This window comes from Microbacterium aoyamense (assembly GCF_023155855.1).
Classification (GTDB): domain Bacteria; phylum Actinomycetota; class Actinomycetes; order Actinomycetales; family Microbacteriaceae; genus Microbacterium; species Microbacterium aoyamense.
Genome location: NZ_JAKNUT010000005.1, coordinates 46,766 through 70,297, shown reverse-complemented (window position 1 = coordinate 70,297; position 23,532 = coordinate 46,766). Strand labels below are relative to the sequence as shown.

The 23,532-nt window shown below is 70.7% G+C and carries 15 protein-coding genes; 12 read left to right on the top strand and 3 right to left on the bottom strand.

Annotated elements, in window-relative coordinates; all coding sequences use genetic code 11:
- Nucleotides 1–24: 24 nt before the first annotated feature.
- From MA876_RS13730 to MA876_RS13720, 3 genes are all read left to right on the top strand, one after another.
- On the top strand, nt 25–594 hold the full coding sequence (locus MA876_RS13730; protein WP_248150381.1) for a TetR/AcrR family transcriptional regulator: 570 nt from the start codon (nt 25–27) through the stop codon (nt 592–594).
- 2 nt (nt 595–596) lie between these two features.
- Nucleotides 597–2,159 carry a glycerol-3-phosphate dehydrogenase/oxidase gene (locus MA876_RS13725; protein WP_248151120.1) on the top strand — a complete coding sequence of 521 codons (1,563 nt, stop codon included), beginning with the start codon at nt 597–599 and terminating at the stop codon, nt 2,157–2,159.
- Nucleotides 2,160–2,242: 83 nt separating this feature from the next.
- On the top strand, nt 2,243–3,559 hold the full coding sequence (locus tag MA876_RS13720) for an APC family permease (RefSeq protein WP_248150378.1): 1,317 nt from the start codon (nt 2,243–2,245) through the stop codon (nt 3,557–3,559).
- On the opposite strand, the gene MA876_RS13715 is transcribed toward MA876_RS13720, so the two are convergent.
- A complete protein-coding gene (locus MA876_RS13715) occupies nt 3,560–7,267 on the bottom strand; it encodes a multifunctional oxoglutarate decarboxylase/oxoglutarate dehydrogenase thiamine pyrophosphate-binding subunit/dihydrolipoyllysine-residue succinyltransferase subunit (RefSeq protein ID WP_248150375.1) in 3,708 nt (1,235 codons plus the stop codon).
- A gap of 176 nt (nt 7,268–7,443) precedes the next feature.
- On the opposite strand from MA876_RS13715, the gene guaB1 reads away from it, so the two are divergent.
- Nucleotides 7,444–8,904: a GMP reductase gene (gene guaB1, locus MA876_RS13710; protein ID WP_248150372.1), complete on the top strand. Its 1,461-nt coding sequence runs from the start codon at nt 7,444–7,446 to the stop codon at nt 8,902–8,904.
- Between the two features lie 127 nt (nt 8,905–9,031).
- Here the strand turns inward: guaB1 and MA876_RS13705 are convergent, their stop codons facing one another.
- Nucleotides 9,032–9,613 (bottom strand): GNAT family N-acetyltransferase, encoded by a 582-nt coding sequence (locus tag MA876_RS13705; RefSeq protein ID WP_248150371.1) that lies wholly within the window; start codon nt 9,611–9,613, stop codon nt 9,032–9,034.
- Nucleotides 9,614–9,715: 102 nt separating this feature from the next.
- On the opposite strand from MA876_RS13705, the gene MA876_RS13700 reads away from it, so the two are divergent.
- From MA876_RS13700 to MA876_RS13665, 8 genes are all read left to right on the top strand, one after another.
- Nucleotides 9,716–11,047, top strand: coding sequence for a hemolysin family protein (locus MA876_RS13700; protein WP_248150361.1), 1,332 nt, complete (start codon nt 9,716–9,718; stop codon nt 11,045–11,047).
- Nucleotides 11,044–12,102: a hemolysin family protein gene (locus MA876_RS13695; RefSeq protein WP_248150360.1), complete on the top strand. Its 1,059-nt coding sequence runs from the start codon at nt 11,044–11,046 to the stop codon at nt 12,100–12,102. Before MA876_RS13700 ends, MA876_RS13695 begins: the two co-directional genes overlap by 4 nt.
- Nucleotides 12,103–12,208: 106 nt before the next feature.
- The gene (locus MA876_RS13690; RefSeq protein WP_248150359.1) at nt 12,209–13,051 is read left to right on the top strand and encodes an ADP-dependent NAD(P)H-hydrate dehydratase; all 843 of its coding nucleotides are present in this window, start codon (nt 12,209–12,211) and stop codon (nt 13,049–13,051) included.
- A 35-nt stretch (nt 13,052–13,086) separates the two neighbouring features.
- Nucleotides 13,087–14,286, top strand: a complete 1,200-nt coding sequence (locus MA876_RS13685; RefSeq protein ID WP_248150357.1) for a glycosyltransferase 87 family protein — start codon at nt 13,087–13,089, stop codon at nt 14,284–14,286.
- A gap of 15 nt (nt 14,287–14,301) precedes the next feature.
- The gene (locus MA876_RS13680) at nt 14,302–14,625 is read left to right on the top strand and encodes a thiamine-binding protein (protein WP_248150355.1); all 324 of its coding nucleotides are present in this window, start codon (nt 14,302–14,304) and stop codon (nt 14,623–14,625) included.
- A gap of 83 nt (nt 14,626–14,708) precedes the next feature.
- Nucleotides 14,709–15,893, top strand: a complete 1,185-nt coding sequence (locus MA876_RS13675) for an MFS transporter (RefSeq protein ID WP_248151118.1) — start codon at nt 14,709–14,711, stop codon at nt 15,891–15,893.
- 36 nt (nt 15,894–15,929) lie between these two features.
- Nucleotides 15,930–16,664, top strand: coding sequence for an NUDIX hydrolase (locus MA876_RS13670; RefSeq protein ID WP_248150352.1), 735 nt, complete (start codon nt 15,930–15,932; stop codon nt 16,662–16,664).
- Between the two features lie 33 nt (nt 16,665–16,697).
- On the top strand, nt 16,698–22,286 hold the full coding sequence (locus MA876_RS13665) for a CLIPPER-2 domain-containing protein (RefSeq protein ID WP_248150349.1): 5,589 nt from the start codon (nt 16,698–16,700) through the stop codon (nt 22,284–22,286).
- A 3-nt stretch (nt 22,287–22,289) separates the two neighbouring features.
- Here the strand turns inward: MA876_RS13665 and metX are convergent, their stop codons facing one another.
- On the bottom strand, nt 22,290–23,495 hold the full coding sequence (gene metX / locus MA876_RS13660) for a homoserine O-acetyltransferase MetX (RefSeq protein ID WP_248150345.1): 1,206 nt from the start codon (nt 23,493–23,495) through the stop codon (nt 22,290–22,292).
- Nucleotides 23,496–23,532: the final 37 nt, after the last annotated feature.

The following is a 23,532-nucleotide window of genomic DNA, read 5'->3' as shown; positions in this document are numbered from 1 at the left end:
TGACACATTGTGTATGTTTGTCACATGGCCGACGGAGTGACCGACACCGAGAACGCGATCCTCGACGCCGCGCGAGACGAAGTGCTCGCCTACGGCATCCGCAAGACGACGGCGTCCGACATCGCGAAGCGCGCCGGCATCGCACGCCAGACGCTCTACCGGTACTACCCCGACGCGCAGGCCGTCTTCGCCGCGCTCGTGACGCGTGAGCTCGTCGCGGTCCTGCCGGTCGCCGCGCCGTCCGCGGGCACCCTCGACGAGCTCGTCGCGATGCTCGTGTCCACGGCAGGCGCCATCCGCCGCATGCCCCTCGTCGACCGGCTGCGCGAGACCGACCCCGAGCTGTTCGGCCGGTATCTGCTCGAGCGTCTCGGCACGACGCAGCGCGTCATCGTCGCCGAGACCGCACGCCGTGTGGCCGAGGCGCAGCGGCAGGGTGCCGTGCGCGCGGGCGACCCCGAACGCCTGGCGGCGATGGTGCTGCTCATCGCGCAGTCGGCCGTCCTCTCGGCGCCGCTCGTGGCGGAATGGATCGCGGGGGATGACTGGGGGGCCGAGCTGTCCGTCGCCCTGCGCGGATACCTCGGGGCGTGAGCATGCGCATCCTGGGGCGGACGCCGCATCCCTCCGCCCTCAGCGCGGCTCGACGCGCGCGCGAGCTCGACGCTCTCGCCGACGATCCGAGCGTCGACGTGCTCGTCGTCGGCGGCGGGATCACGGGCACCGGAATCGCGTTGGATGCGGCATCCCGAGGCCTTCGGACACTGCTCGTGGAGCGCCACGACCTCGCGCACGGCACCAGCAGATGGAGCTCGAAGCTCGCCCACGGCGGCCTGCGATACCTCGCATCGGGACAGTTCGGCATCGCGCACGAGAGCGCCGCCGAGCGGCATCTGCTGCTGACGCGGCTCGCGCCGCACCTCACGCGTCCGCTCGGTCAGGTCCTGCCGCTCTACGCGCCCGGTCACGTCGCCCGAGGAGTGTGGGTGGGCCTGGGCTACGGGCTCGGCGACGGACTCCGCCGCGTCGTGGGGACTCCCGACGCCGTCCTGCACGCCCCGAGCGCGATCGGCCGCGACGAGGCGCTGGCGCTCGCTCCTGCGATCAGCGACGAGCACCTCCGCGGCGGCATGCGCGGCTGGGACGGGCAGCTCATCGACGACGCCCGCCTCGTGATCGCCGTCGCGCGCACGGCCGCGGGGCACGGGGCATCCATCCTCACGCGCGTCTCGGCTGTCTCGGCGACCGGCGACTCGGCACTCCTGCGCGACGAGCTCACGGGGCACGAGCTCGACGTGCGCGCCCGTGCCGTCATCTCGGCGACCGGAGTGTGGGCGGGCGGGCTCGACCCCGCCGTGCGCCTGCGGCCCAGCCGCGGGACGCACCTCGTCGTCGACTCGGGGCGACTCGGCGGGTCGGAGGCGTCCCTCACCGTTCCCGTGCCCGGCTCATCGAGCCGCTTCGTCTTCACCGTCCCCGCGATCCACGGGCGAACCTACATCGGTCTGACCGACGTGCCGGCGAGTCTGCCGATCCCGGACGTCCCGCACGCGACCGACGACGAGGTCGAGATGCTGCTGGGCGTCGTCAACACGGTGCTGCGCGAGCCGCTCGATCGGTCCGACGTCCTGGCGACCTTCGCGGGCCTTCGCCCGCTCATCGACACGGACGACGGCGACACGAGCGACCTCTCGCGTCGGCACGCCGTGCTCACATCGGACGACGGAGTGCTGACGGTCGTCGGAGGCAAGCTCACGACGTATCGGCGCATGGCGCAGGACGGAGTGGATGCCGCGGTCCGCGCACGCTTCGCGGCCGCCGCGGTACCCGCATCGCGGACGCGGTCGATCCCCCTCGTGGGGGCCTGGCCACGTGATCGACTGGCTGAGATCCAGGCGCCTGCCCGCTTCGTGCGCCGCTACGGCGCCGAGGCGCCGTTCGCGTTCGCGCTCGCCGACGGGGCCGGCGCCGCGCGCGGTGTGACGGCGCAGGAGCTCCAGTGGGGCGTCGAGGTCGAGGGCGCATCGACGGTCGACGACCTGCTCGCGCGCCGCACGCGGCTCGGTCTCGTGCCGGCCGACGCGGAGGCGTCGATGGATGCCGCGGCCGCCGCGTTCGAGCGCGCCGGTGTCGCGCCGGTCGAGCTGGTCCTCGGCTGAGCTGGGCGTGATTGGCAGGATTCGACGGAACGACGTCCGATACCCGCGAGCGCGGTGTCGGAGCGCTCGGCGAGACTGGGGGCGTGAACCACAAGGGCGGCGGTCTCGGGCTCGTGCAGGGCACGGCGCTCTATGTCGCGTCGGTGCTCGGCACGGGGCTGCTCGTGCTGCCCGGGCTCGCCGCCGAGGTCGCCGGTCCCGCGAGCATCCTCGCGGTGATCGCCGTCATCGGCCTGTCGATTCCGCTCGCCGGCACGTTCGCTGCGCTGGCGGCCCGCTATCCCGATCCCGGCGGAGTCGCCAGCTACGCGCGCCGCGCGCTCGGCGGCACCATGGCGCGCATGACGGGGTACTGGTTCATGTTCGGGGTCGCCGCCGGAGCGCCCGTGGTCGCTGTGCTCGGCGCCGAGTACGTCGCGGCCATCGCGGCCATCGACCGGTCGATGGTGCCCGTGCTCGCGGCATCCTTCTTCCTCCCGCCCTTCGCCGCCAACGCGTTCGGCGTGCGTGTCGCGGGGTGGATGCAGTTCGTCCTCACCGCCCTGCTCCTCGCTGTGGTCGTGTCCGTGGTCGCCCTCGCGGCGCCCGCCGTGGAGCCGCAGAACTTCGAGCCGTTCCTGCCGCACGGATGGGCGGGCGTCGGCACCGCGATCAGTCTCTTCGTCTGGGCCTTCGCGGGGTGGGAGGTCGGCACGCACATCTCGGGCGAGTTCCGGGATCCGCGCCGGATCATCCCGCTCGCGACGGCGATCGCCCTCGTCATCACGGGGGCGTGCTACCTCGTGCTGCAGATCGTCACGGTCGGCGCACTCGGCCCGGCGGCAGGCGAGGGGCAGGTTCCGCTCCTCGATCTCGCGCGATTGGGTTCTCCGGTCGTGGGCGCGGCGGCCGTCGGTGCGATCGCGGGGATCGTCGCGCTCGGGGTGCTCAATGCCTACCTCGCGGCGTTCGCGAAGCTCGGGGCATCCCTCGCCGAGAACCGCGACCTGCCACGGTGGTTCGCGAAGGGAGCCGAGTCCGGCGGCGTCCCGCGGCGTGCGCTCGCTCTGACGGGCGGCGTCTTCGCGATCTGGTTCGCGCTCATGCTGGCGTCCGACCTCGATCTGACGGGTTTCATCCTCGTGCACACGAGTTGCATGGTCTCGATCTACGCCGTCGGGATGATCGCGGCGGTCCGACTCCTGCGTCGCGGTACCGCCGGCTGGTGGCTCGCGCTCGTCGCCGCCGTGCTGTGCCTCGCTCTCGTCGCCCTCGCGTGGGCGTCGCTCCTGCCCGCCGTCGCGCTCGCCCTCGCAGCGGTCGCCGTCACGGTCTGGCGTCGCATCCGCCCTCGGAAGACGCACGCGGGCCGGGCCGACATCGTCGAACCCGACCCGCGCGCAGCGTCGATCGAGAGCTGACTACTTCCCGATCGTCAGTGCCTTCTGCATGATGGTCGCCTGCTCTGCGGCGTGCTTCTTGGGCGAGCCGGTCGCCGTCGAGGCGGCCGCCGCGCGCGAGACGCGACGGATCGTGCGACCGTGCAGGTGCTTCACGACCTCGAGCGCGATGAACGGCCAGGCACCCTGGTTCTCGGGCTCGTCCTGCACCCAGACGAGCTCGGCGTTCGGGTAGCTGTCGATGACGGCGTTGAGCTCGTCGATCGGTGCCGGGTAGAACTGCTCGAGGCGCACGAGGGCGATCTCGGGGTTCGGGTTCTTCTCGAGCTCGGCACGCAGATCCCAGTGGATCTTGCCCGCGTGCAGCAGAACCCGCTTGACGGCGCTCTTGTCGATGCCGCGGTCGTCGTCGAGGACGGGCTCGAACTTGCCGGTGAGGAAGTCCTCGACGGGGCTCGTCGCGCCGCGCAGACGCAGCATCGCCTTGGGCGTGAACACGATGAGCGGGCGGCGCGGACGCGCGTAGGCCTGTCGGCGCAGCAGGTGGAAGTACGACGCGGGCGTCGAGGGGCGCGCGACGATCATGTTGTCCTGCGCGCACATCTGCAGGTAGCGCTCGATGCGTGCCGACGAATGGTCGGGGCCCTGGCCCTCGTAGCCGTGGGGGAGGAGCAGCGCGACGCTCGACTGCTGTCCCCACTTCTGGTCGGCGGACGAGAGGTACTCGTCGATGACCGACTGGGCGCCGTTCGCGAAGTCCCCGAACTGGGCCTCCCACAGCACGAGCGCGTCGGGGCGCTCGACCGAGTAGCCGTACTCGAACGCCATGGCGGCGTACTCGCTCAGAAGCGAGTCGTAGACCCAGAACCGGCCCTGGTCGGCGCTCAGATTGGTGAGCGGGATCCACTCCTGGCCGTTGGCCCGGTCGTGCAGCACCGAGTGGCGCTGGACGAAGGTGCCGCGGCGGGCGTCCTGGCCGACGAGGCGCACGTTGGTCTGCTCGAGCAGGAGCGATCCGAACGCGAGGAGCTCGCCGAACGCCCAGTCGATCTGCCCGTTGCGGCTCATGTCGAGGCGCTTGTCGAGCAGCTGCTGCAGCTTCGCGTGCACCGTGAAGCCCTCGGGCTTGTTGACGAACGTGTCGCCGATGAGCTGCACGACCTCGCGCGGGACGCCGGTGGTCTCGGGCTCGCCGGCGGGGGCCGCGGCATCCTCTTCCGCCACGACGACCGGCGTCGTGCCGGTCTCGGCGGCGTGCGTCTCGGTGAAGGCGACTTCGAGGCGGTCCTGGAAGTTCTGCTTCGCCTTCTCGTATTCCTCCTCGGTGATGTCGCCGCGACCGACGAGCGCCTCGGTGTAGAGGCGGCGGACGGAGCGCTTCGCCTCGATGAGGTTCGTCATGAGGGGCTGCGTCATCGAAGGGTCGTCGCCCTCGTTGTGACCGCGGCGGCGGTAGCTCACGATGTCGATCACGACGTCGCGGTGGAACCGCTCGCGGTAGGCGAACGCGAGCTGCGACACGCGGACGACGGCCTCGGGGTCATCGCCGTTGACGTGGAAGATCGGCGCCTGGATCGTCTTGGCGACGTCGGTCGCGTAGACCGACGTGCGGCCGTCCTGCGGCGTCGTGGTGAAGCCGACCTGGTTGTTGACCACGACGTGGATCGTGCCGCCCGTGCGGTAACCGCGCAGCTGCGACATCTGCAGCGTCTCGACGACGACGCCCTGACCCGCGAACGCGGCGTCACCGTGCACGAGGATCGGCAGCCACGAGAACGTGCCGAGCGGCTTGCGGTCCTGCTTGGCGCGGACGATGCCCTCCAGCACGCCGTCGACGGTCTCGAGGTGCGACGGGTTGGCCGCGAGGTAGACGGGCAGCTCCGCGCCGCCGTCGGCGACGAACGTGCCCTCGGTGCCGAGGTGGTACTTGACGTCGCCTGAGCCGCTCTTCGAGCCGATCGCGACCGACCCCTCGAATTCGCGGAACACCTGGCCGTACGTCTTGCCCGCGATGTTGGTGAGCACGTTGAGGCGCCCGCGGTGGGCCATGCCGATCGCCGCCCCGTCGAGGCCCGCCTGAGCCGCACCCTGCAGGATCTCGTCCAGGAGCGGGATGAGGGACTCCGAGCCCTCGAGGCTGAAGCGCTTCTGGCCGACGTACTTCGTCTGCAGGAACGTCTCGAAGGCCTCGGCCTGCTGCAGCTTGTCGAGGATGCGCAGCTGCTCGTCGTGGCCGGGCTTCTGGTACTTGACCTCGACGTTCTCCTGGAACCACGCGCGCTGCTCGGGGTCCTGGATGTGCATGTACTCGAGGCCGATCGTGCGGCAGTACGAGTCGCGCAGGACGCCGAGGATGTCGCGCAGCTTCAACATGCGCTTGCCGCCGAACCCGCCCGTCACGAACTCGCGGTCGAGGTCCCAGAACGTCAAGCCGTGGTTCTCGATCTCGAGGTCGGGGTGCGTGCGCTGCATGTACTCGAGCGGGTCGATGTCGGCCATGAGGTGGCCGCGCACGCGGAAGGAGTTGATGAGCTCCTGGACGCGGGCCTGCTTGTCGACGCGCTCGGCGAGGTCGACGTTGATGTCCGCGGCCCAGTGGATGGGTGCGTACGGGATGCGCAGCGCCGCGAAGATGTCTTCGTAGAAGTCGCGCTGCCCGATGAGCAGCTCGTGCACCTTCTTGAGGAACTCGCCCGAGCCCGCGCCCTGGATGACGCGGTGGTCGTACGTGCTCGTCAGGGTGATCGTCTTGCCGATCGCGAGCTCGTTGAGCGTCTTGGCGCTCGCGCCCTGGAACTCGGCCGGGTACTCGAGCGCACCGGCGCCGACGATGCAGCCCTGGCCCTTCATGAGGCGCGGAACGGAGTGCACCGTCCCGATGCCGCCCGGGTTGGTCAGCGAGATCGTCGTGCCCTGGAAATCGGCCGCCGTCAGCTTGTTGCCGCGCGCACGGGTGATGAGGTCCTCGTACGACGCGAGGTACTCGCCGAACGTGAGCGTGTCGGCGCGCTTGATGCTCGGGACGAGCAGGGCGCGCGTGCCGTCGGGCTTGGGGATGTCGACCGCGATACCCAGGTTGATGTGGGCCGGCGCGACGACCGACGGCTTGCCGTCGATCTCGGCGTAGAAGACGTTCTGGCTCGGGAACTCCTTGAGCGCCCGGATGATCGCCCACCCGATGAGGTGCGTGAAGCTCACCTTGCCGCCGCGCGTGCGGGACATGTGGTTGTTGATCACGATGCGGTTGTCGATCATGAGCTTCGCCGGCACCGTGCGCACACTCGTCGCGGTCGGCACCGTGAGCGACTCGTCCATATTGTGGGCGAGGGTCTTCGGCATGCCGCGGAGCGTCGTTACGGCATCCTCTTCGCCCTGCGCCTCTGCCGACGACGGCTCGGCCTTCGGCGCCTGCGCCGGGATCGGCTGGGGAGCTGCGGGGCGGGTCGTGGTGCGAGCGACCGGCTGCGCGCCGATGACGGGCACGGGTGCCGTCACCGGATGCGGGTCGGATGCCGCGGGCCTCGCCTCATCGGCGGCCGGCACCGTCGGTGCCGACGGCACACGCGGTGTGGCGCCTGCGGGGCGGTACGACTCGAGGATGGGCCACCACTCCTTGTCCACGGAGTTCCGGTCGACTGTGAACTGCTCGTACAGCTCCTCGACGAGCCACTCGTTCGCTCCGAACTCTCCTTCGTTCGAAACCCCGACGCCCGTCACCTGGCTCGACACGCTCGATCGCCTGCTTTCATCGGTGAAGATCTGAGATTCGTGGGGGACCGAGAGGCCCTCGCGCACGACTGTCAAGCGTAACCCAGTCTGGTGAATGGAACCCGGTTCTCAGCGACACTGCAGCGGAAAGTTCTGCAGCATCTGCCGCCCAGGAAGAATCACTACCCTTGACAGACATGGAGTTCTACGGCGCGCAACCCGAAGTCGACCTCACCTACTCGGACGTCTTCCTCGTCCCCCGACGCTCCGCCGTCACGAGCCGACTCGACGTCGACCTGTCTCCGGGCGACGGCTCGACGGCGACGATCCCGATCGTCTCGTCGAACATGAACTCCGTCACCGGCCCGCGCCTCGCGGCCACGCTCGCCCGTCGCGGCGGCCTCGGCGTCCTGCCTCAGGACATGCCGCTGCAGGATCTGGATGCCGCGATCCGCTGGGTCAAGGACCAGCCCGTGCCGTGGGACACCCCGCTCGTGCTCGGCCCCGACGCGACGGTCGCCGAGGCCGCGAAGCTCCTGCCCGCGACGGAGGGTCACGGCATCGTCGTCGTCGCCGATCCCGACGCGCCGCGCATCCACGTCGACGACATCCTCGGCGTCGTGGCCGCGACGCGGCTCGGCACCGCCCTGCCCGACGCGCGCCTGGGCGACCTGACGCGCGGGAGAACGGCATCCATCGACGCCGACGACGTCGAGAGCGCGCGCCACGCCTTCGACCTCATCGTCGCGGCCGACGCCGAGATCACGTGCGTCCTGCACCACGGCTACCTCGTCGGCACGCTCTCGCGCCGCAGCGCACTGCGCGCGACGCTGTACCGCCCTGCCGTCGACGCATCGGGCCGCCTGATCGTCGCGGCCGCGGTCGGCATCAACGGCGACGTCGCCTCCAAGGCCAAGGCGCTCGCGGCGGCCGGTGTCGACGTGCTCGTCGTCGACACGGCCCACGGTCACCAAGAGGGGATGCTGCGGGCCCTGCACACCGTCTCGCAGCTCGACCTCGGCATCCCCATCGCCGCCGGCAACATCGTCACGGCCGAAGGCGCGCACGACCTGGTCGCGGCAGGCGCCTCGATCCTCAAGGTCGGCGTCGGCCCCGGTGCGATGTGCACGACGCGCATGATGACCGCTGTCGGCCGCCCGCAGTTCTCGGCCGTGCTCGAGACCGCCGAGGCCGCCCGCGTCATGGGCGCGCACGTGTGGGCCGACGGGGGAGTGCGCTACCCGCGCGACGTCGCGCTCGCGCTCGCGGCGGGCGCGGCGTCCGTCATGATCGGCTCGTGGTTCGCCGGCACGATCGAGGCGCCGGGGCAGCTGCAGACGGATGCCTCGGGCCGCACGTACAAGGAATCCTGGGGCATGGCATCCACCAAGGCCGTGCACGAGCGCTTCGGCCGGCTCGACCCCTACGAGCTCGCCCGCAAGGAGCTCTTCGCCGAGGGCATCTCGTCGTCGAAGATCTACCTCGACCCGCTGCGCCCCGGCCTCGAGGACCTGCTCGACATGATCACGTCGGGTGTGCGGTCGTCCTTCACCTACGCGGGTGCCGCGTCGGTCGCCGAGTTCCACGATCGCGCGCGCGTCGGCCTGCAGTCGGCCGCGGGATACGAAGAGGGCAAGGCGCTCCCCGTCAGCTGGTAGGCCGCTTCCGGAGCCCCCCACGACGCGAACCCGAGTGATCTCGTCGAACCCGAAGTCGTGGCACGGGAGTTCGACAAGAACCGTCGGTTTCGCAGGCGGGGCCGACTGTCGCGGGAGACGGCGCCGCTCAGCTGGTAGGCCACTCGCGGCGCAGGACGCCCATCACGACCGAGTCGTAGCGCTCGCCGCGCACCTCGCGGGCATCGCGGAAGCGCGCCTCCTCGCTGAAGCCGAGCCTGTGGCCGACCGCGAGCATGCGTTCGTTGCCCGACCAGGTCGCGTAGTCCAACCGCACGACATCGGTCGTCGCGAACAGGTAGCCGGTCCAGATGCGCAGCGCCTCGGTGCCGATGCCGCGACCGCGCAGCGCGGGGTCGTAGACGGCGAGACCCATACGGCGCCAGTCGGACTCCTCGGCCTCCCAGTGCCACGACACCGTGCCGACGAGGTCGTCCGGCGCGTCGGCGGTGACGATCGCGGCGCGCTGCAACGGGGATGCAGCGGCGTATGTGCCGTCCTCGATCGAGCCGGCGAGCCGCGCGCACGCGGCATCCGCCTCCGCCGTCGTGATGACGTTCCCGTACGGCCCGTTCCACCGGTGCCACTCCTGATCGGGCTGGAGCCAGCGACGGTACGTCTCGACGTCGGCGAGCGTGTAGCGCCGGAGTCGGATGCCGCGGCTCTCGCCGATCCACTCGTGCTGCGTCATCCGCCCATTGTGCTCCCGTAGACTTGTCGGCACGATGGACGACCCTCCCAGTAGACCGACGCCCCACGACCCCTCCTCGATCTCGCTCGGGGGTGATGCTTGATGGATTACGTCATGCTGGGCGTGGGGCTCCTGCTCACAGTCGGTACCGGCTTGTTCGTCGCGAGCGAGTTCGCGCTCGTCAATCTCGACCGCGCCGACCTCGAAGCGCGTCGCGCGGCGGGCGAGACCCGCCTGTCGATGACGATCAACGCTCTGAAGATCACGTCGACGCACCTCTCGAGCGCGCAGCTCGGCATCACGCTGACGACGCTCCTCACGGGTTACACGATGGAGCCCGCGATCTCGAACCTCTTGCGGCCCGTCTTCACGTCGTGGGGCTGGCCCGACGGGCTCGTGAGTCCGCTCGCGGTCGTCATCGCGATCACGGTCGCCACGATCTTCTCGATGATCATCGGCGAGCTCGTGCCCAAGAACTTCGCGCTCGCGGTGCCGCGCCAGACGGCGAAGCTCGTCATCCCGTTCCAGACGCTCTTCACGACGGTCTTCAAGCCCGCGATCTACGTGCTCAACGGCAGTGCGAACGGGTTCCTGCGACTGCTCGGCGTCGAGCCGAAGGAGGAGCTCTCGGGCGCCCGCACGGCCGAAGAGCTCTCGAGCCTCGTGCGCCGCTCGGCGAGCGCGGGCCTGCTCGAAGAAGACACGGCATCCCTCCTCGATCGCACGCTCACGTTCTCGCGATTGACCGCGGCGGATGTCATGACCCCGCGTCCGAGCGTGCACGCGATCGCGGCCGACGACTCGGTCGAGGACGTCATCCAGCTCGCACGCCGCACGGGCCACAGCCGATTCCCGGTCTACGACGACTCGATGGACGACATCACGGGGATCGTGCACCTCAAGGCCGCCGTGGCCGTTCCTCGCGAACGCCGCAGCGACGTGCCCGCGGCGGCGCTCGCGACCGAGCCCCTGCGCGTGCCGGAGGCCGTGCACCTCGACGCCCTCATGTCCGAGCTCCGCGCCCGCGGGTACCAGATGGCGATCGTCGTCGACGAGTACGGCGGAACGGCCGGCGTCGTCACGCTCGAAGACCTCGTCGAGGAGATCGTGGGCGAGGTGCTCGACGAGCACGATCGCCGCGTCGCGGGCATCACCCGCACGGCCGACGGGGTCGTCTTCCCCGGCGAGCTGCGACCCGACGAGCTGCTCGACCGCACCGGCATCCGCATCCCCGAAGGAGACGTGTACGACACCGTGGGCGGCTTCATCATGAGCGTCCTGGAGCGCATCCCCGTCCCGGGCGACACGCTCGAGATCGAGGACGGCACGATCGACGTCCAGCGCATGGACGGCCGGCGCGTCGACCGCGTGCGGTTCGTCGCCACCCCGATGCCCGTCGAAGCCGCGACCGCCGAGGGTGGTGAGCGTCGATGAACGATTGGGCCGGAATCGCCTGGCTGTTCGTGCTCCTCATCGCGAACGCCTTCTTCGTCGGCGCCGAGTTCGCCGTCATCTCGGCCAAGCGCTCGCAGATCGAGCCGCTCGCCGAGAAGGGCTCGCGCTCCGCGAAGACCGCGCTCTACGCGATGGAGCACGCGACGCTCATGCTCGCGACGAGCCAGCTCGGCATCACGATCTGCTCGCTGCTCATCCTGAACGTGTCCGAACCCGCGATCCACCACCTGCTCGCCGAGCCGCTGGGTCTCACGGGTCTCGCCGAAGGCACGGTCGATGTCATCGCGTTCGTCATCGCGCTGCTGGTCGTGTCGTATCTGCACGTCGTGTTCGGCGAGATGGTGCCGAAGAACCTCGCGTTCTCGGTGCCCGATCGCGCCGTGCTGATGCTCGCGACCCCGCTCGTGTGGGTGTCGCGCGTCTTCCACCCCGTGATCTTCACGCTCAACTGGACCGCGAACCACATCCTGCGCCTGTTCCGTGTCGAGCCGAAGGACGAAGCGGCATCCACCTTCACGCTCGAAGAGGTCACCACGATCGTCAATCAGTCGCGGATCGAGGGAGTGCTGGATGACGCGTCCGGCGCGGTCACGGCGGCCCTCGAGTTCACCGACAAGCAGGCGAAGGATGTCGCGGTTCCGCTCGCGGACCTCGTGACCCTGCCGCAGGCGACGACTCCGGACGAGATCGAGCGCGCCGTCGCCAAACACGGCTTCTCGCGCTACGTGATCGTGGACCCTGCCGGCATCCCGGTCGGGTACGTGCACCTGAAGGACGTGCTGCGTGCCGCAGAGGGTCCGGATGCCGCGGCCGACGTCGTCCAGCCCCTGCCGTCGAAGCGCATCCACCACATGGTGCCGGTGCTCGAGACGACCGATCTCGAAGACGCCCTCGCGCTCATGCGGCGTGCGGGCAGGCACCTGGCGCAGGTGCGGGATGCCTCGGGCACGACGACCGCGGTGCTCTTCCTCGAAGACGTCCTCGAAGAGCTCGTGGGCGAGGTGCAGGACGCCACGCGCCGCCGCGGCTACTGAGCACGCACCTTCCCGGCCTGTCATGTCCCACTTCACCCTGAATGCAGCATCCATTCCGAGGAGAAGTGGGACATGCAGCGGACGGGCCGGCCGATAGGGTCGTGCCATGGACGACACCTGGTCGCCGCGCGACGTCGCCGGAGTGCTGCGACCGCCGTCCGCCGAGGACGACAAGTACTCGCGCGGCGTGCTCGGCGTCCGCACGGGCTCGGTCGAATACCCCGGGGCGGCGGTGCTCGGAGTCGAGGCCGCGTGGCGCACGGGTCTCGGAATGGTCCGGTATCTGGGCACGGCGCGCGATGCGGTACTCGCCCGGCGGCCCGAGACGGTGGCGGCGGACGGACGCGTGCAGGCGTGGCTGATCGGCTCGGGCACGGATGCCGCATCCCGCCCAGACGACGAGACCACAGCGCTGCGCGGCATCCTCTCCGGAGATCTGCCCGTCGTCGTCGACGCGGGCTCGCTCGATCTCGCGCCCGACGCGCGCGCCCCGATCGTCGTGACGCCGCACGATCGCGAGCATGAGCGCCTGCGCACAGCGCTCGGGCTCGGGGAGATGGAAGACCGCTCCGAGGCCGCCGCCGACACCGCGCGCGCGCTGGGGAACGTCGTGCTGCTCAAGGGATCGGTCACGATCGTCGCCGATCCGGGCGGTCGCGTCATCCTCGTCGACGCGGCGACGCCGTGGCTCGCGACGGCGGGGACCGGCGACGTGCTCGGCGGAGTCCTCGGCGCTCTGCTGGCCGGAGCTCCCGAGGGCGCCGACCTCGCAGCGATCGCGGCGTCGGCCGCCTGGCTGCACGGTCGGGCGGGGGCGCTTGCGGCGGCCGCACACGCCCCGGCGCGCTCGCTCGCTGCCGCGCGATCCGGGGTGGCGGGCGGACCGATCACGGCGCTCGACGTCGCCGAGGCCCTGCCGCGGGCCGTCGCGGAGGTGCTCGCGGGCTGACGAGGGGTCGAAGCCGCCCGCCTACGATGGAGACCGTGTCGAGGCGAGCGTGGTTGTGGATCGCGTTCGTGCTCGTCCATCTCGCGGTCGCCGCCTCGGGGTTCGTCTGGCCGACGCAGCCGATGGGAGACCTGTCGATCGCATACGGGCCGTGGGCGCGGCAGGCGCTGACCGGCGGCGGCATCCCGGGCATCGCGGCGGACTGGGTCTATCCGCAGCTCGCGATCGTCCCGATGGTGGTCGTGCAGACGTGGGCGGACCTCTTCGGCGGCTACGAGATCGCCTGGGCGATCCTGGTGACCCTGTGCGACGCCCTCGCCTTCGCTCTGCTGATCGGCTCGGCGCGGTCGAAGGGCCGCGTGCTCGCCGCGTGGTTCTGGCTCGCGTTCGCCGTAGCACTCGGCCCCGTCGGCATGTACCGCATCGACGCGCTCACCGTCCCGCTCGCGATCGCCGGATGCCTGTGGCTCGTCGGGCGGCCGGTGCTGGCATCCGCTCTCCTGGCGATCGGCACGTGGATCAAGGTCTGGCCGGCCGCGCTCCTGCTGACCGCCCTCATCGTCGTCCGTCGCCGGCTCGCCGTCTTCACGGGTGCCGCGGTCACGACGGCCGTCGTGCTGTTCGGCATCCTCGCGCTCGGCGGAATCACGCACGCGCTCGGCTTCGTCGGCGGACAGACCGGCCGCGGACTGCAGCTCGAGGCGCCCGTGAGCGCGTACCTGCTGTGGCGCGTCGTGTTCCGGATGCCGGACTCTGCCATCGTCTACGACCAGGCGCTCAACACCCTGCAGGTGCAGGGGCCGGGCGCCGAGGTCGTGAGCGCCGTCATGACACCGCTCCTGTTCGTCGTGCTCGCCGCGGTCGCGGCGCTCGGCGCCGTGAAGGCGGTGCGCGGGGCATCCTTCGTCCGCCTCTTCCCGCCGCTCGCACTCGCCGTCACGCTCGGCTTCATCGTGCTCAACAAGGTCGGCTCGCCGCAGTTCCAGGTGTGGCTCATCGCACCTCTCGTGCTCGCCCTCGCGATCGATCGCCGTCGCTGGCGCGGGTTCGCCGTCGCGGCTCTGGCGACCGCGCTCCTCACGCAGTTCGTCTACCCGCTCACGTACCTCGGCGTGATGTACGCCGAGCCCGGCCCCGTGGCGATCCTCACGGCGCGCAATCTCCTCCTGGTCGCGCTGTTCGTGTGGTCCGTCGTCGAGCTCGCGCGCGTGCGACGCCCGTCATCCATCCTCTAGATCGAAGGAGCCCTCATGCTCGTCGCCTTCTCCGTCGCACCCAGCGGCACCGGCCGCGCCGACGGCAGCGTCCACGACGCGGTCGCCGCCGCCGTGCGCATCGTCCGCGAGAGCGGTCTGCCGCACCGGACGACGTCGATGTTCACCGAGATCGAGGGGGAGTGGGACGAGGTGATGGATGTCGTCAAGCGCGCGACCGAGGCGGTTCTGCCGTTCGGCTCCCGCGTGTCGCTCTTGCTGAAGGCCGACATCCGACCGGGGTTCGCCGGTGAGCTCGACGGCAAGATCGAGCGCCTCGAGAACGCCCTCGCCGAGAGCGATCTCGGCGAGGGGGATTGATGCTGTCGAATCGATTCGACATACGCTTCTTCGCGCAGTAGCATGGCGCGGTGACCTCCTCTTCGACGAAGAGGGGTGCGGCGATGTGGGCGCTCCTCTCCCTCGCCATCGGCAGCTTCGGCATCGGCATGACCGAGTTCGTCGTCATGGGCTTGCTGCCGAACATCGCGCAGGACCTGCTGCCGACGCAGTGGGCGGCCTCGCCGGACCAGGCGATCGCCCAGGCGGGTTGGCTCATCACCCTCTACGCGCTGGGCGTCGTGGTCGGTGCGCCGACGATCGCCGGCAGCGTCGCGCGGTTCCCACGCCATCGCGTCATGATCGGCCTCGCTCTCGCGCTGACGGCCTTCAATGCGCTGACCTTCCTCGCTCCGACGTTCGAGCTGGTTGCGGCATCCCGATTCCTGGCGGGTCTGCCTCACGGTGCCTACTTCGGCATCGGCGCCCTCGTCGCCGCCGATGTGCTCGGCCCCGGAAAGCGCGCGAAGGGTGTCGCGTTCGTGCTGACGGGGCTCACGGTCGCCAACGTCGTGGGCGTCCCGCTGGGCACGTTCCTGGGTCAGCAGGTGGGCTGGCGTGCCGCGTTCATGGTCGTCGCGGGCATCTTCGCCGCGGCCACCATTGCGATCGCGTTCTTCGTGCCCGAGCACGAGGGGGATCCCGGTCGGACGTTCCTGCGGGAGCTCAAGGTCTTCCGCATCGGGCAGGTGTGGCTCGCGCTCGGGATCGGCGCGGTCGGGTTCGGCGGCTTCTTCGCCGTCTACAGCTACGTCGCGCCGCTCGTGACGGACGTCGCGGGTTCGCCGGAGTGGGTGGTGCCCATCGTGCTCGTGCTCATGGGCCTCGGCATGACGATCGGCAACCTCGTCGGCGGACATCTCGCCGACGTCGACCTCAAGCGCGCGATTCTCGTGGGGCTCGTCGCCCTCGCCCTCGTGCTGGCACTGCTCGCCGCCACCGCGCACTGGATCTGGGCGCTCGGGTTCTTCGTCTTCGCGACGGGCTTCGTCTCGGCGGGCCTCAGCCCCGCCATCCAGACACGCCTGATGGATGTCGCGGATGACAACCAGTCGATCGCTGCCGCCCTCAACCACTCGGCTCTCAACATCGGCAACAGCATGGGCGCGTTCCTCGGTGGCGTCGTCATCGCCGTCGGATGGGGCTTCGTCGCTCCGCCGTGGGTGGGCGTCGCGCTCGCACTGGGCGGACTCGCTCTCGCGTTCTGGAGTTTCGCGCTCGACCGCCGAGCTGTGCGCGTTCCCGCCTGACCGCCGGCCCACGCGCATCCGCCTAGGGTGGATCGCGTGACTCCCGACGACCGTGTGACCCGAGCGCTCGCCGACACGATCGGGCACGCGCGGCCCCGCGTCGCGGGCGACGGCACCGACCCGGCGATCCCCGTCGCGGCGACCGTCGTGCTCGTCCGCGACGGCGTCGACGGGATGGAGGTGCTGCTCATCGAGCGGCCCGACCGCGGTTCGTTCGCGGGCGCGTGGGTCTTCCCGGGCGGAAAGCTCGAGCCCGTGGACGCGGGAGAGGGTGGGGAAGAGGATGCCGCGCGGCGCGCCGCCGTGCGCGAGACGTGGGAGGAGACAGGGGTCGTTCTCGACCCCGGCGACCTGGCCACGCTCTCGGTCTGGGATCCTCCGCCGGGCATCGCACTGCGCATCCGCACGTGGTTCTTCGTCGCCGCCGCGCCCGTCGCCGACCTCGTGCTGTCAGCCGACGAGGCGGTGAGCGCCCGTTGGGAGCGCCCGGACGACATCCTGGATCGGCATGGACGCGGGGAACTCACCCTCTACCCGCCGACCTGGGTCACACTCCACGGCCTCGCCGGCGGCCGCACGGCAGATGAGGCGATGCACGCCGCGCGTCGCGCGGGCACCGCTCGCTTCGATACCGTCGCGCGAAGCGGCTCCGCCGGGCCGATGCTGCTGTGGCAGGGCGATGCACAGTACGACGTGGAGGACTCCGAGGCATCCGCCCGCCACCGGCTCGAGGTCGGCGCGCTGCCGTGGGTGTATTCGCGCGACGAGTGACAGGACGAAGGGTCCGGGTCTAGCCTGGGGCCAGTGCCTGAGCCCGGGGGGATCCGATACGGGTGGTGGCGGACCGGCGTGGTCGGCGCCCTGCTCGCCGTTCTGCTTGTCGCGATGCTGCCGAGCACAGGCTTCGCGGTGCCGATCGTGCCGTTCGCGGCGCGCTTCTCGGCCGACGACAACGGCACCGTGACGGTCTTCGGCAACAACCTGCTCACCTGCCCGACCACGGACGCGCGATGCGCGGGCGCGCAGGCGGGCACGAATGCGCTCAACAACAACGGGTTCCCGATGACGAACCTGGATGCCGACACCGATCCGTCGACATTCAACTCGTCCAGTTCCACGGTGATCGCCCCTCCCGACGGCGAGGTGCTGTGGGCGGGACTGTACTGGGGCGCACGCGTCAGTCGCGGCGTGGGTGGGGTTGCCGGCGTCGGCGATCGCCGGGTCATGGCGCTGCGCCCACCGGGCGCGACGGCCTACACGAGCGTCACGTCGCAGGCGAGCTTCGGCCCGACCTCGGGCGACCAGGCGTATCAGGAGTTCGCCGACGTGACGGCGCTCGTGCGCAGCGCAGGCCCTGGTGCGTACTGGGGTGCCAACGTCGTCGCCGGCACCGGCGAAGACCGCTTCGCCGGGTGGTCGCTGGTCGTCGTGTTCCGCGCGCCGGGCCTCCCGCTGCGGAGCCTGACGGTCTTCGACGGCTTCGCCGACGTGGGACGCGACGAACCTCAGGTCATCAACCTCTCGGGCTTCCGAACGCCGGTCTCGGGCCCCGTCGAGACGCAGCTCGGCATGATCGCGTACGAGGGCGACTTCTCGACGTCGGGCGACTCGGCGCGCCTCAACGCGACGCTTCTGTCGACGACGCCGCTCTCGCGTGGCAGCAACTTCTTCAACGGCACGAACGACGACAACGGCACGAGTGTCGCGACGCGCGCGCCCGCCCACGTCAACATGTTCGGGTACGACGTCAAGAACCTCGCGGCCAGCGGCATCCCCAACGGCGCGACGAGCGCCACGATCTCGCTCGAGAGCACGGGCGACCGCTACTTCCCGGGCGTCGTGACGACGGCCATCCGGCTGTTCGCGCCCGACTTCACGACGAGCACCAAGACCGTCACGAACTTGGCGGGCCGCAATCCCGCGCTGCCCGGCGACGAGCTCGAGTACACGCTGACCTATCCGAACACCGGCCAGGACCCCGCGACGAACGCCGTCGTCACCGACACGCTGCCGCTCGGTACGACCTTCCTCTCGGCGGAGCCGAGCGCGGGCACGTGCACGGGGTCCGATCGCACCGTGACCTGCACGGCCGGCACGATCGGCATCGGCGCGACCTGGCAGGCGCGCGTGCGCGTAGCGGTGGGGCCGGATGCCGGAGGCACGACGCTGCGCAACGCGGCCGTGCTCGACTACACCGCCACGACACTGGGCCGCGAGCTGACCTATGTGGTGGCGCCGGCGCTCATCCCCGTCGCGACGGTCGCCGATCTCGTGCTCACGAAGTCGATGAGTCCCGACCCGGGCCTCGCGGGCGGACAGATCACCTCGACGCTGACGGTCCGTAATGACGGCCCCAACCTCGCGCGCGACGTCGTCATCACCGATCAGCTCCCGGCGGGAGTGACGCTCGCCTCGGCGACGGTGCCGGGCGGAAGCTGCGCGACGGCCGGAGCAGTCGTGACGTGCACGGTGCCCACGATCGCGAACGGCGCCTCCGTCGATGCGTCGATCGTCATCGACGTGCCCTCGAGCTCGACGGCGCTCAGCGTCGTCAACGTCGCGGCCGTCTCCTCCGCGAGCTCCGACCCCGACGCCTCGAACAACGCAGCCGGCGCCTCCGTCGCGCTCACCACGCAGGCGGACCTGCGTGTCGAGAAGACGTCGGCCGCGGCATCCATCACCCCCGGCGACTCCACGACGTACACCGTCACCGTCACCAACGACGGGCCATCCGATGCCGTGGGCGTCACGGCGACCGACTCCGCGGGGGATGCCGCTCTCGTGCTGACGAACGCCTCGGCCCCCGGTGCAGCGTGCGACGTGTCAGCCGAGACGGCGCGCTGCACCATCCCACGGCTGGCACCCGGCGCGAGCATGACCATGACCGTGACGGCCCGCGTGCTCCCCGATACCGCGAGCGGCGTCGAGCTCGTCAACACCGCGACGGTCTCATCGAGCACTCCCGATGCGGACGCGTCGGACAACTCGGCGTCGGCGACCGTCACGACCGCGGAACCGCAAGCGGATATCGCGACGACCAAGACGAGCAGCGACGCGCGCGCGGGCGGGCAGGTCGTGTACTCGATCGTCGTGACCAACCACGGGCCGTCGACGGCGCGGAGCGTCTCGCTCGCCGATCAGCTGCCCACCGGTCTCACCGCGACGAGTGTCGTCTCGAGCCGCGGCACCTGCGCGACGGCGGCCGAGATCACATGCGACCTCGGCGATGTGCCGGGACCGGATGCCGCGGGCGTCGCATCCTCGGCCACGATCACGGTCACGGCCGACGTCGCGCCGACCCTCGCCGCCGGCACCATCTCGAACACGGCGACCGCGTCGACCGTCACGGCCGATCCCGATCCGACGAACGATGCGGCGACGGTGGAGACGGTCGTGACGACCGCGGCGGACGTCTCGATCACGAAGACGGCAGACCCCGTGCAGCCCGCGGCGGGCGAGGACGTCACCTTCACCGTCACGGTGTCCAATACCGGACCGTCGACGGCGCGTGATGTGGTCGTGGCAGACGCGCTTCCCGCCGGGCTCACGCTCCTCGGAGTCGATCCCGGTCCGGGGGTGAACTGCACGGGCGCTCTGTCGTGCGCCGTCGCCGACCTCGATCCGCAGGCGACGGCGACCTTCGCAGTGCGCATGAACGTTCCCGCCGACTTCGATCTGCAGGCGGGGGCCGTCAACACCGCGACCGTCACGAGCAGCACTCCCGACCCCGCACCGGGCAACAACACCGCGACGGCGACCGTGACGGCGCGCGCGATCTCGGACCTCGCGGTGCTCAAGTGGGACACGACGGGCGGACCGCCGCCCCCCGGCACGCCGCCTCGATCGTTCACCGCCGGTGAGACGGTCACCTACTACGTCGCGGCGCTGAACTTCGGGCCGTCGGATGCCTCGTCCGCTCGCGTCGTCGACACTCTGCCCACCGGCGTCACGTTCGTCTCGTCGGTGCCCGAGTGCACGTTCACGCCGCCGGATCTGATCGTCTGTGACCTGCCGACCGTGCCGAACCAGTTCGCGGCGGTCTTCCCCGTCACGGTGATCGTCGACGCGGCGCTCCCCGAGGGCACCCTGCTCACGAACACCGCTGAGATCACCCTGACCGATCCTGATCGGGTCGACCCGGTCTCGTCGAACAACCTCGTCTCGGTGACCAATCCCGTGACCACCATCGCCGACCTCAACGTCGTCAAGTCCTCGTACTCGCTCGATCTGCCCGACTTCGGCTTCACGACGCCCTCGTCGGCGCCGCCAGGGACCAACATCGGCTACGGGATCGACATCCGCAACGCCGGTCCGTCGATCGCCCGCGACGTCCTCCTGGTCGACTCTTCGACGATGACCGACTTCCACGTCAATCGCATCCTGCTCGTGAAGCCCGGCGTCGATCCCGTCGACATCACGGCGCAATGCTCGTGGAGCGGCGGCGACCTGCAGTGTCCGATCGGCGACGTGCCGGTGTTCGCGCCCGGCGCCGCGAGCTGGCGCGTGCAGGTCGACGGCCTCTCGCTCTCGAACGCGACGCCCGGCACGTACGTGAACGCCGCCAACCTCTCGTCGGGCACGGCCGACGCGAATCCCGCCGACAACACCTCACAGGCACCCGTCACGATCACCGATCCCGTCGCGACCTTCACGATCGACAAGAGCGTCCTCGGTGGGGACGACATCAACGGCGACGGGGCGTCCGACATCATCCCCGGCACGGCCTTCAGCTATCAGATCGACGTCGAGAACGTCGTCGACGTCACCCGCGAAGGCGCGTCCGATGCCCCCGACGTCGTCGTCGTCGACGAGCTGCCCGAAGGTCTCACTCCGATCGCGGCCACCAGCACGCAGGGCACGTGCACGATCACGCCCCCGCGCACCGTCACGTGCGAACTGGGCACGGTGCTGGGGCCCGGCCGGCTGCCCGCACCGCCGCCGGTGCTCATCACGGTGTCGGGCACGGCCGCTGCGAGCCTCGCCGGCACGCCGACCGTCACCAACACGGCGAGCGTGTCGTCGCCGATCTCGGCCACCGTCACCGGCAGCGTCACGCAGGACGTCGTGGCGGTCGCCGATCTGTCGATCACCAAGGTCGCCGACGCGCCGCAGTTCGCCGCCGGCGGACTCGCGGGCTTCAGCCTCGTCGTGACGAACGCAGGGCCGTCGGACGCCGTGCAGACCGAGGTGGGCGACCTGTTCCCGTCGCAGATCGTGTTCGACCCCGCGGCCTCCGACCCCACGTGCACGGAGATCGTGGATCCTGCGGCGACCTACGTCTCGTGCGCGATCGGCACGCTCCCCGCGGGAGAGACCCGCACGGTGCGCGTCGCGGGACGCATCCCACCCGACCAGGCGGCCATGGACGTCGTCAACCTCGGTGCCGTCGCCTCGGCCGTCACGGGCGAGCCGAACATCGACGACAACCGCAGCGAAGTGACGGTGAGCATCGTGCAGTCCGCGGACCTCGTCGTGACGAAGACGGCGGATGCCGCGAACTATGCCGCGGGCGGACGCGCGACCTACACGATCGGCGTGACGAATCAGGGCCCATCGACGGCGTCGGACGTCGTGATGACGGATGCCCTGCCCGCCGCACTCGACTTCGTGGACGTCGTCGCGGGCGACGGCGTGACCTGCGACTTCGCGGGAGGCGAGGTCACGTGCACGGCGTCGACGCTCGCACCGGGAGCCGCCGTCTCGGCGACGATCCGCGTCGACCTGCCCGAAGACATCGAGCCCGGCCCGGTCGTCAACACCGTCTCGGCCGCCTCGTCCACGTCCGATTCCGATCCCGCATCGAACTCGGCGTCGGCGACGTTCGACGCCTTCGTCATCGCCGACATCGCCATCGACAAGTCCGTCGTCACACCGGATCCGGTCGCAGGCAGCGCCGTCGTCTTCGCGCTCGATGTGACCAACAAGGGGCCGCAGAACGCGCCCAGCGTCGTGGTGAGCGACTCGCTGCCCGAGGGCATGCGCTTCCTTTCGGGTCAGGGTGCCGCGTGCCAGATGACGAACCCCGAGGGCATCGAGGTCGTCACCTGCGAAGGGGGAGCGCTCGCCGTCGGCGCGACGACCCGCATCCTGCTCACCGTCTCGACGGATCCCTCGATCACGTCGTTCTCGAACGGCGCCCTCGTCGGGTCGGCGGCGCAGGACGCCGTGAGCGCCGACAACTTCGACGTCGTCGAGTTCGCCCTCACCCCGCCCGAGCCGCCCGTCGACCCGCCCGTCGATCCGCCCGTCGAGGGGGAAGGCGGCGGCTCCGCCTCGCTCCCGGGCGGTGAGCTGCCCCCGACGGGCGCGCCGTTCCAGGGCATCGCGATCCTCGTGGCGCTCGGTCTCACGGCGCTCGGGGCGTTCCTCGTGCTGCGGCGCCGCCGAGCCTGACGGTCAGCCCTCGAGCAGTCGCCGCACGTGGGTACCCACGAGAGGCGTCTCGATGAGGAAGCCGTCGTGGCCGAAGTCGCTCGTGAGCACGACGGCGCCGTCGTCGCTGATCGAGTCGCGGATGCCGCGGGCGATCAGGTGCTGCCCGTCGATCGGGAAGAGCCGGTCGCTGTCGATGCCCAGCACCAGGGCGGTCGCGGTGATGCGCGCGAGCGCGTCATCCACTCCGCCCCGATCACGCCCGATGTCGTGCGAGTTCATCGCCTCGACGAGGATCAGGTAGCTGTTCGCGTCGAAGCGGCGCGTGAATCGGTTGCCGTGGAAGTCGAGGTACGACTCGACGGCGAAGCGTCCGCCGTGGCCGAGGGGGCTCACGCCCGACTGCCACGACCGCTGGAACCGCTGATTGAGCTCGGTGGGGGAGCGGTAGTTGAGCAGCGCCATCCGGCGCGCGAGCGCGAGGCCGCGCGTCGGTCCGTCGCCGTCCGCGGCGTCGTAGTACTCGCCGCCCTGGAAGCGCGGGTCGATGGTGATCGCTTCGAGCTGCACCGAGTTCAGCGCGATCTGGTCCGCCGTGTTGACGGGCGGCGCGGAGAGGATGCCGACCCGCGCGACGCGGTCGGGGAGGCCGATGGACCACTCGAGCGCGTGCATGCCGCCCATCGAGCCGCCGACGACACCCGCCCACACGTCGATGCCGAGTGCGTCGGCGAGGCGGACCTGGGCTGCGACCTGATCGCGGATCGTGAGGTACGGGAAGCGGCTCGCCCACTCGTAGCCGTCGGGCGCGATGCTCGACGGGCCGGTCGAGCCCTGGCATCCGCCCAGCATGTTCGGCGCCACGACGAACCACCGGTCGGTGTCGATGGGAGCGCCGGGCCCGACGAGGTCGTCCCACCAGCCGGAGGTCGGATGCCCCGGCCCCGCGGTCCCGCGGACGTGGCTGTCGCCGGTCAGGGCGTGCAGCACGAGCACGGCATTGTCGCGCGCGGCGTTGAGCTCGCCCCACGTCTCGTACGCGAGGCGGTAGCCGGGAAGCTCGGCACCGCCCTCGGTGCGGAAGGCACCGAAGGCGGCGAAGCGGCGGTCGCCGACGGGATCGCCGTCGCGCCACGCGCCCGTCGCGGGCGGACGGCCCAGGAGCAGGCGGGCGTCAGCCTCGGTCACCGGTGCCGAGGGCACGGTGTCTTCGGATGACTGCCAGTCCATGCCTCCATCCTCCCGGATGGATCGTGCGGCTCGGCGA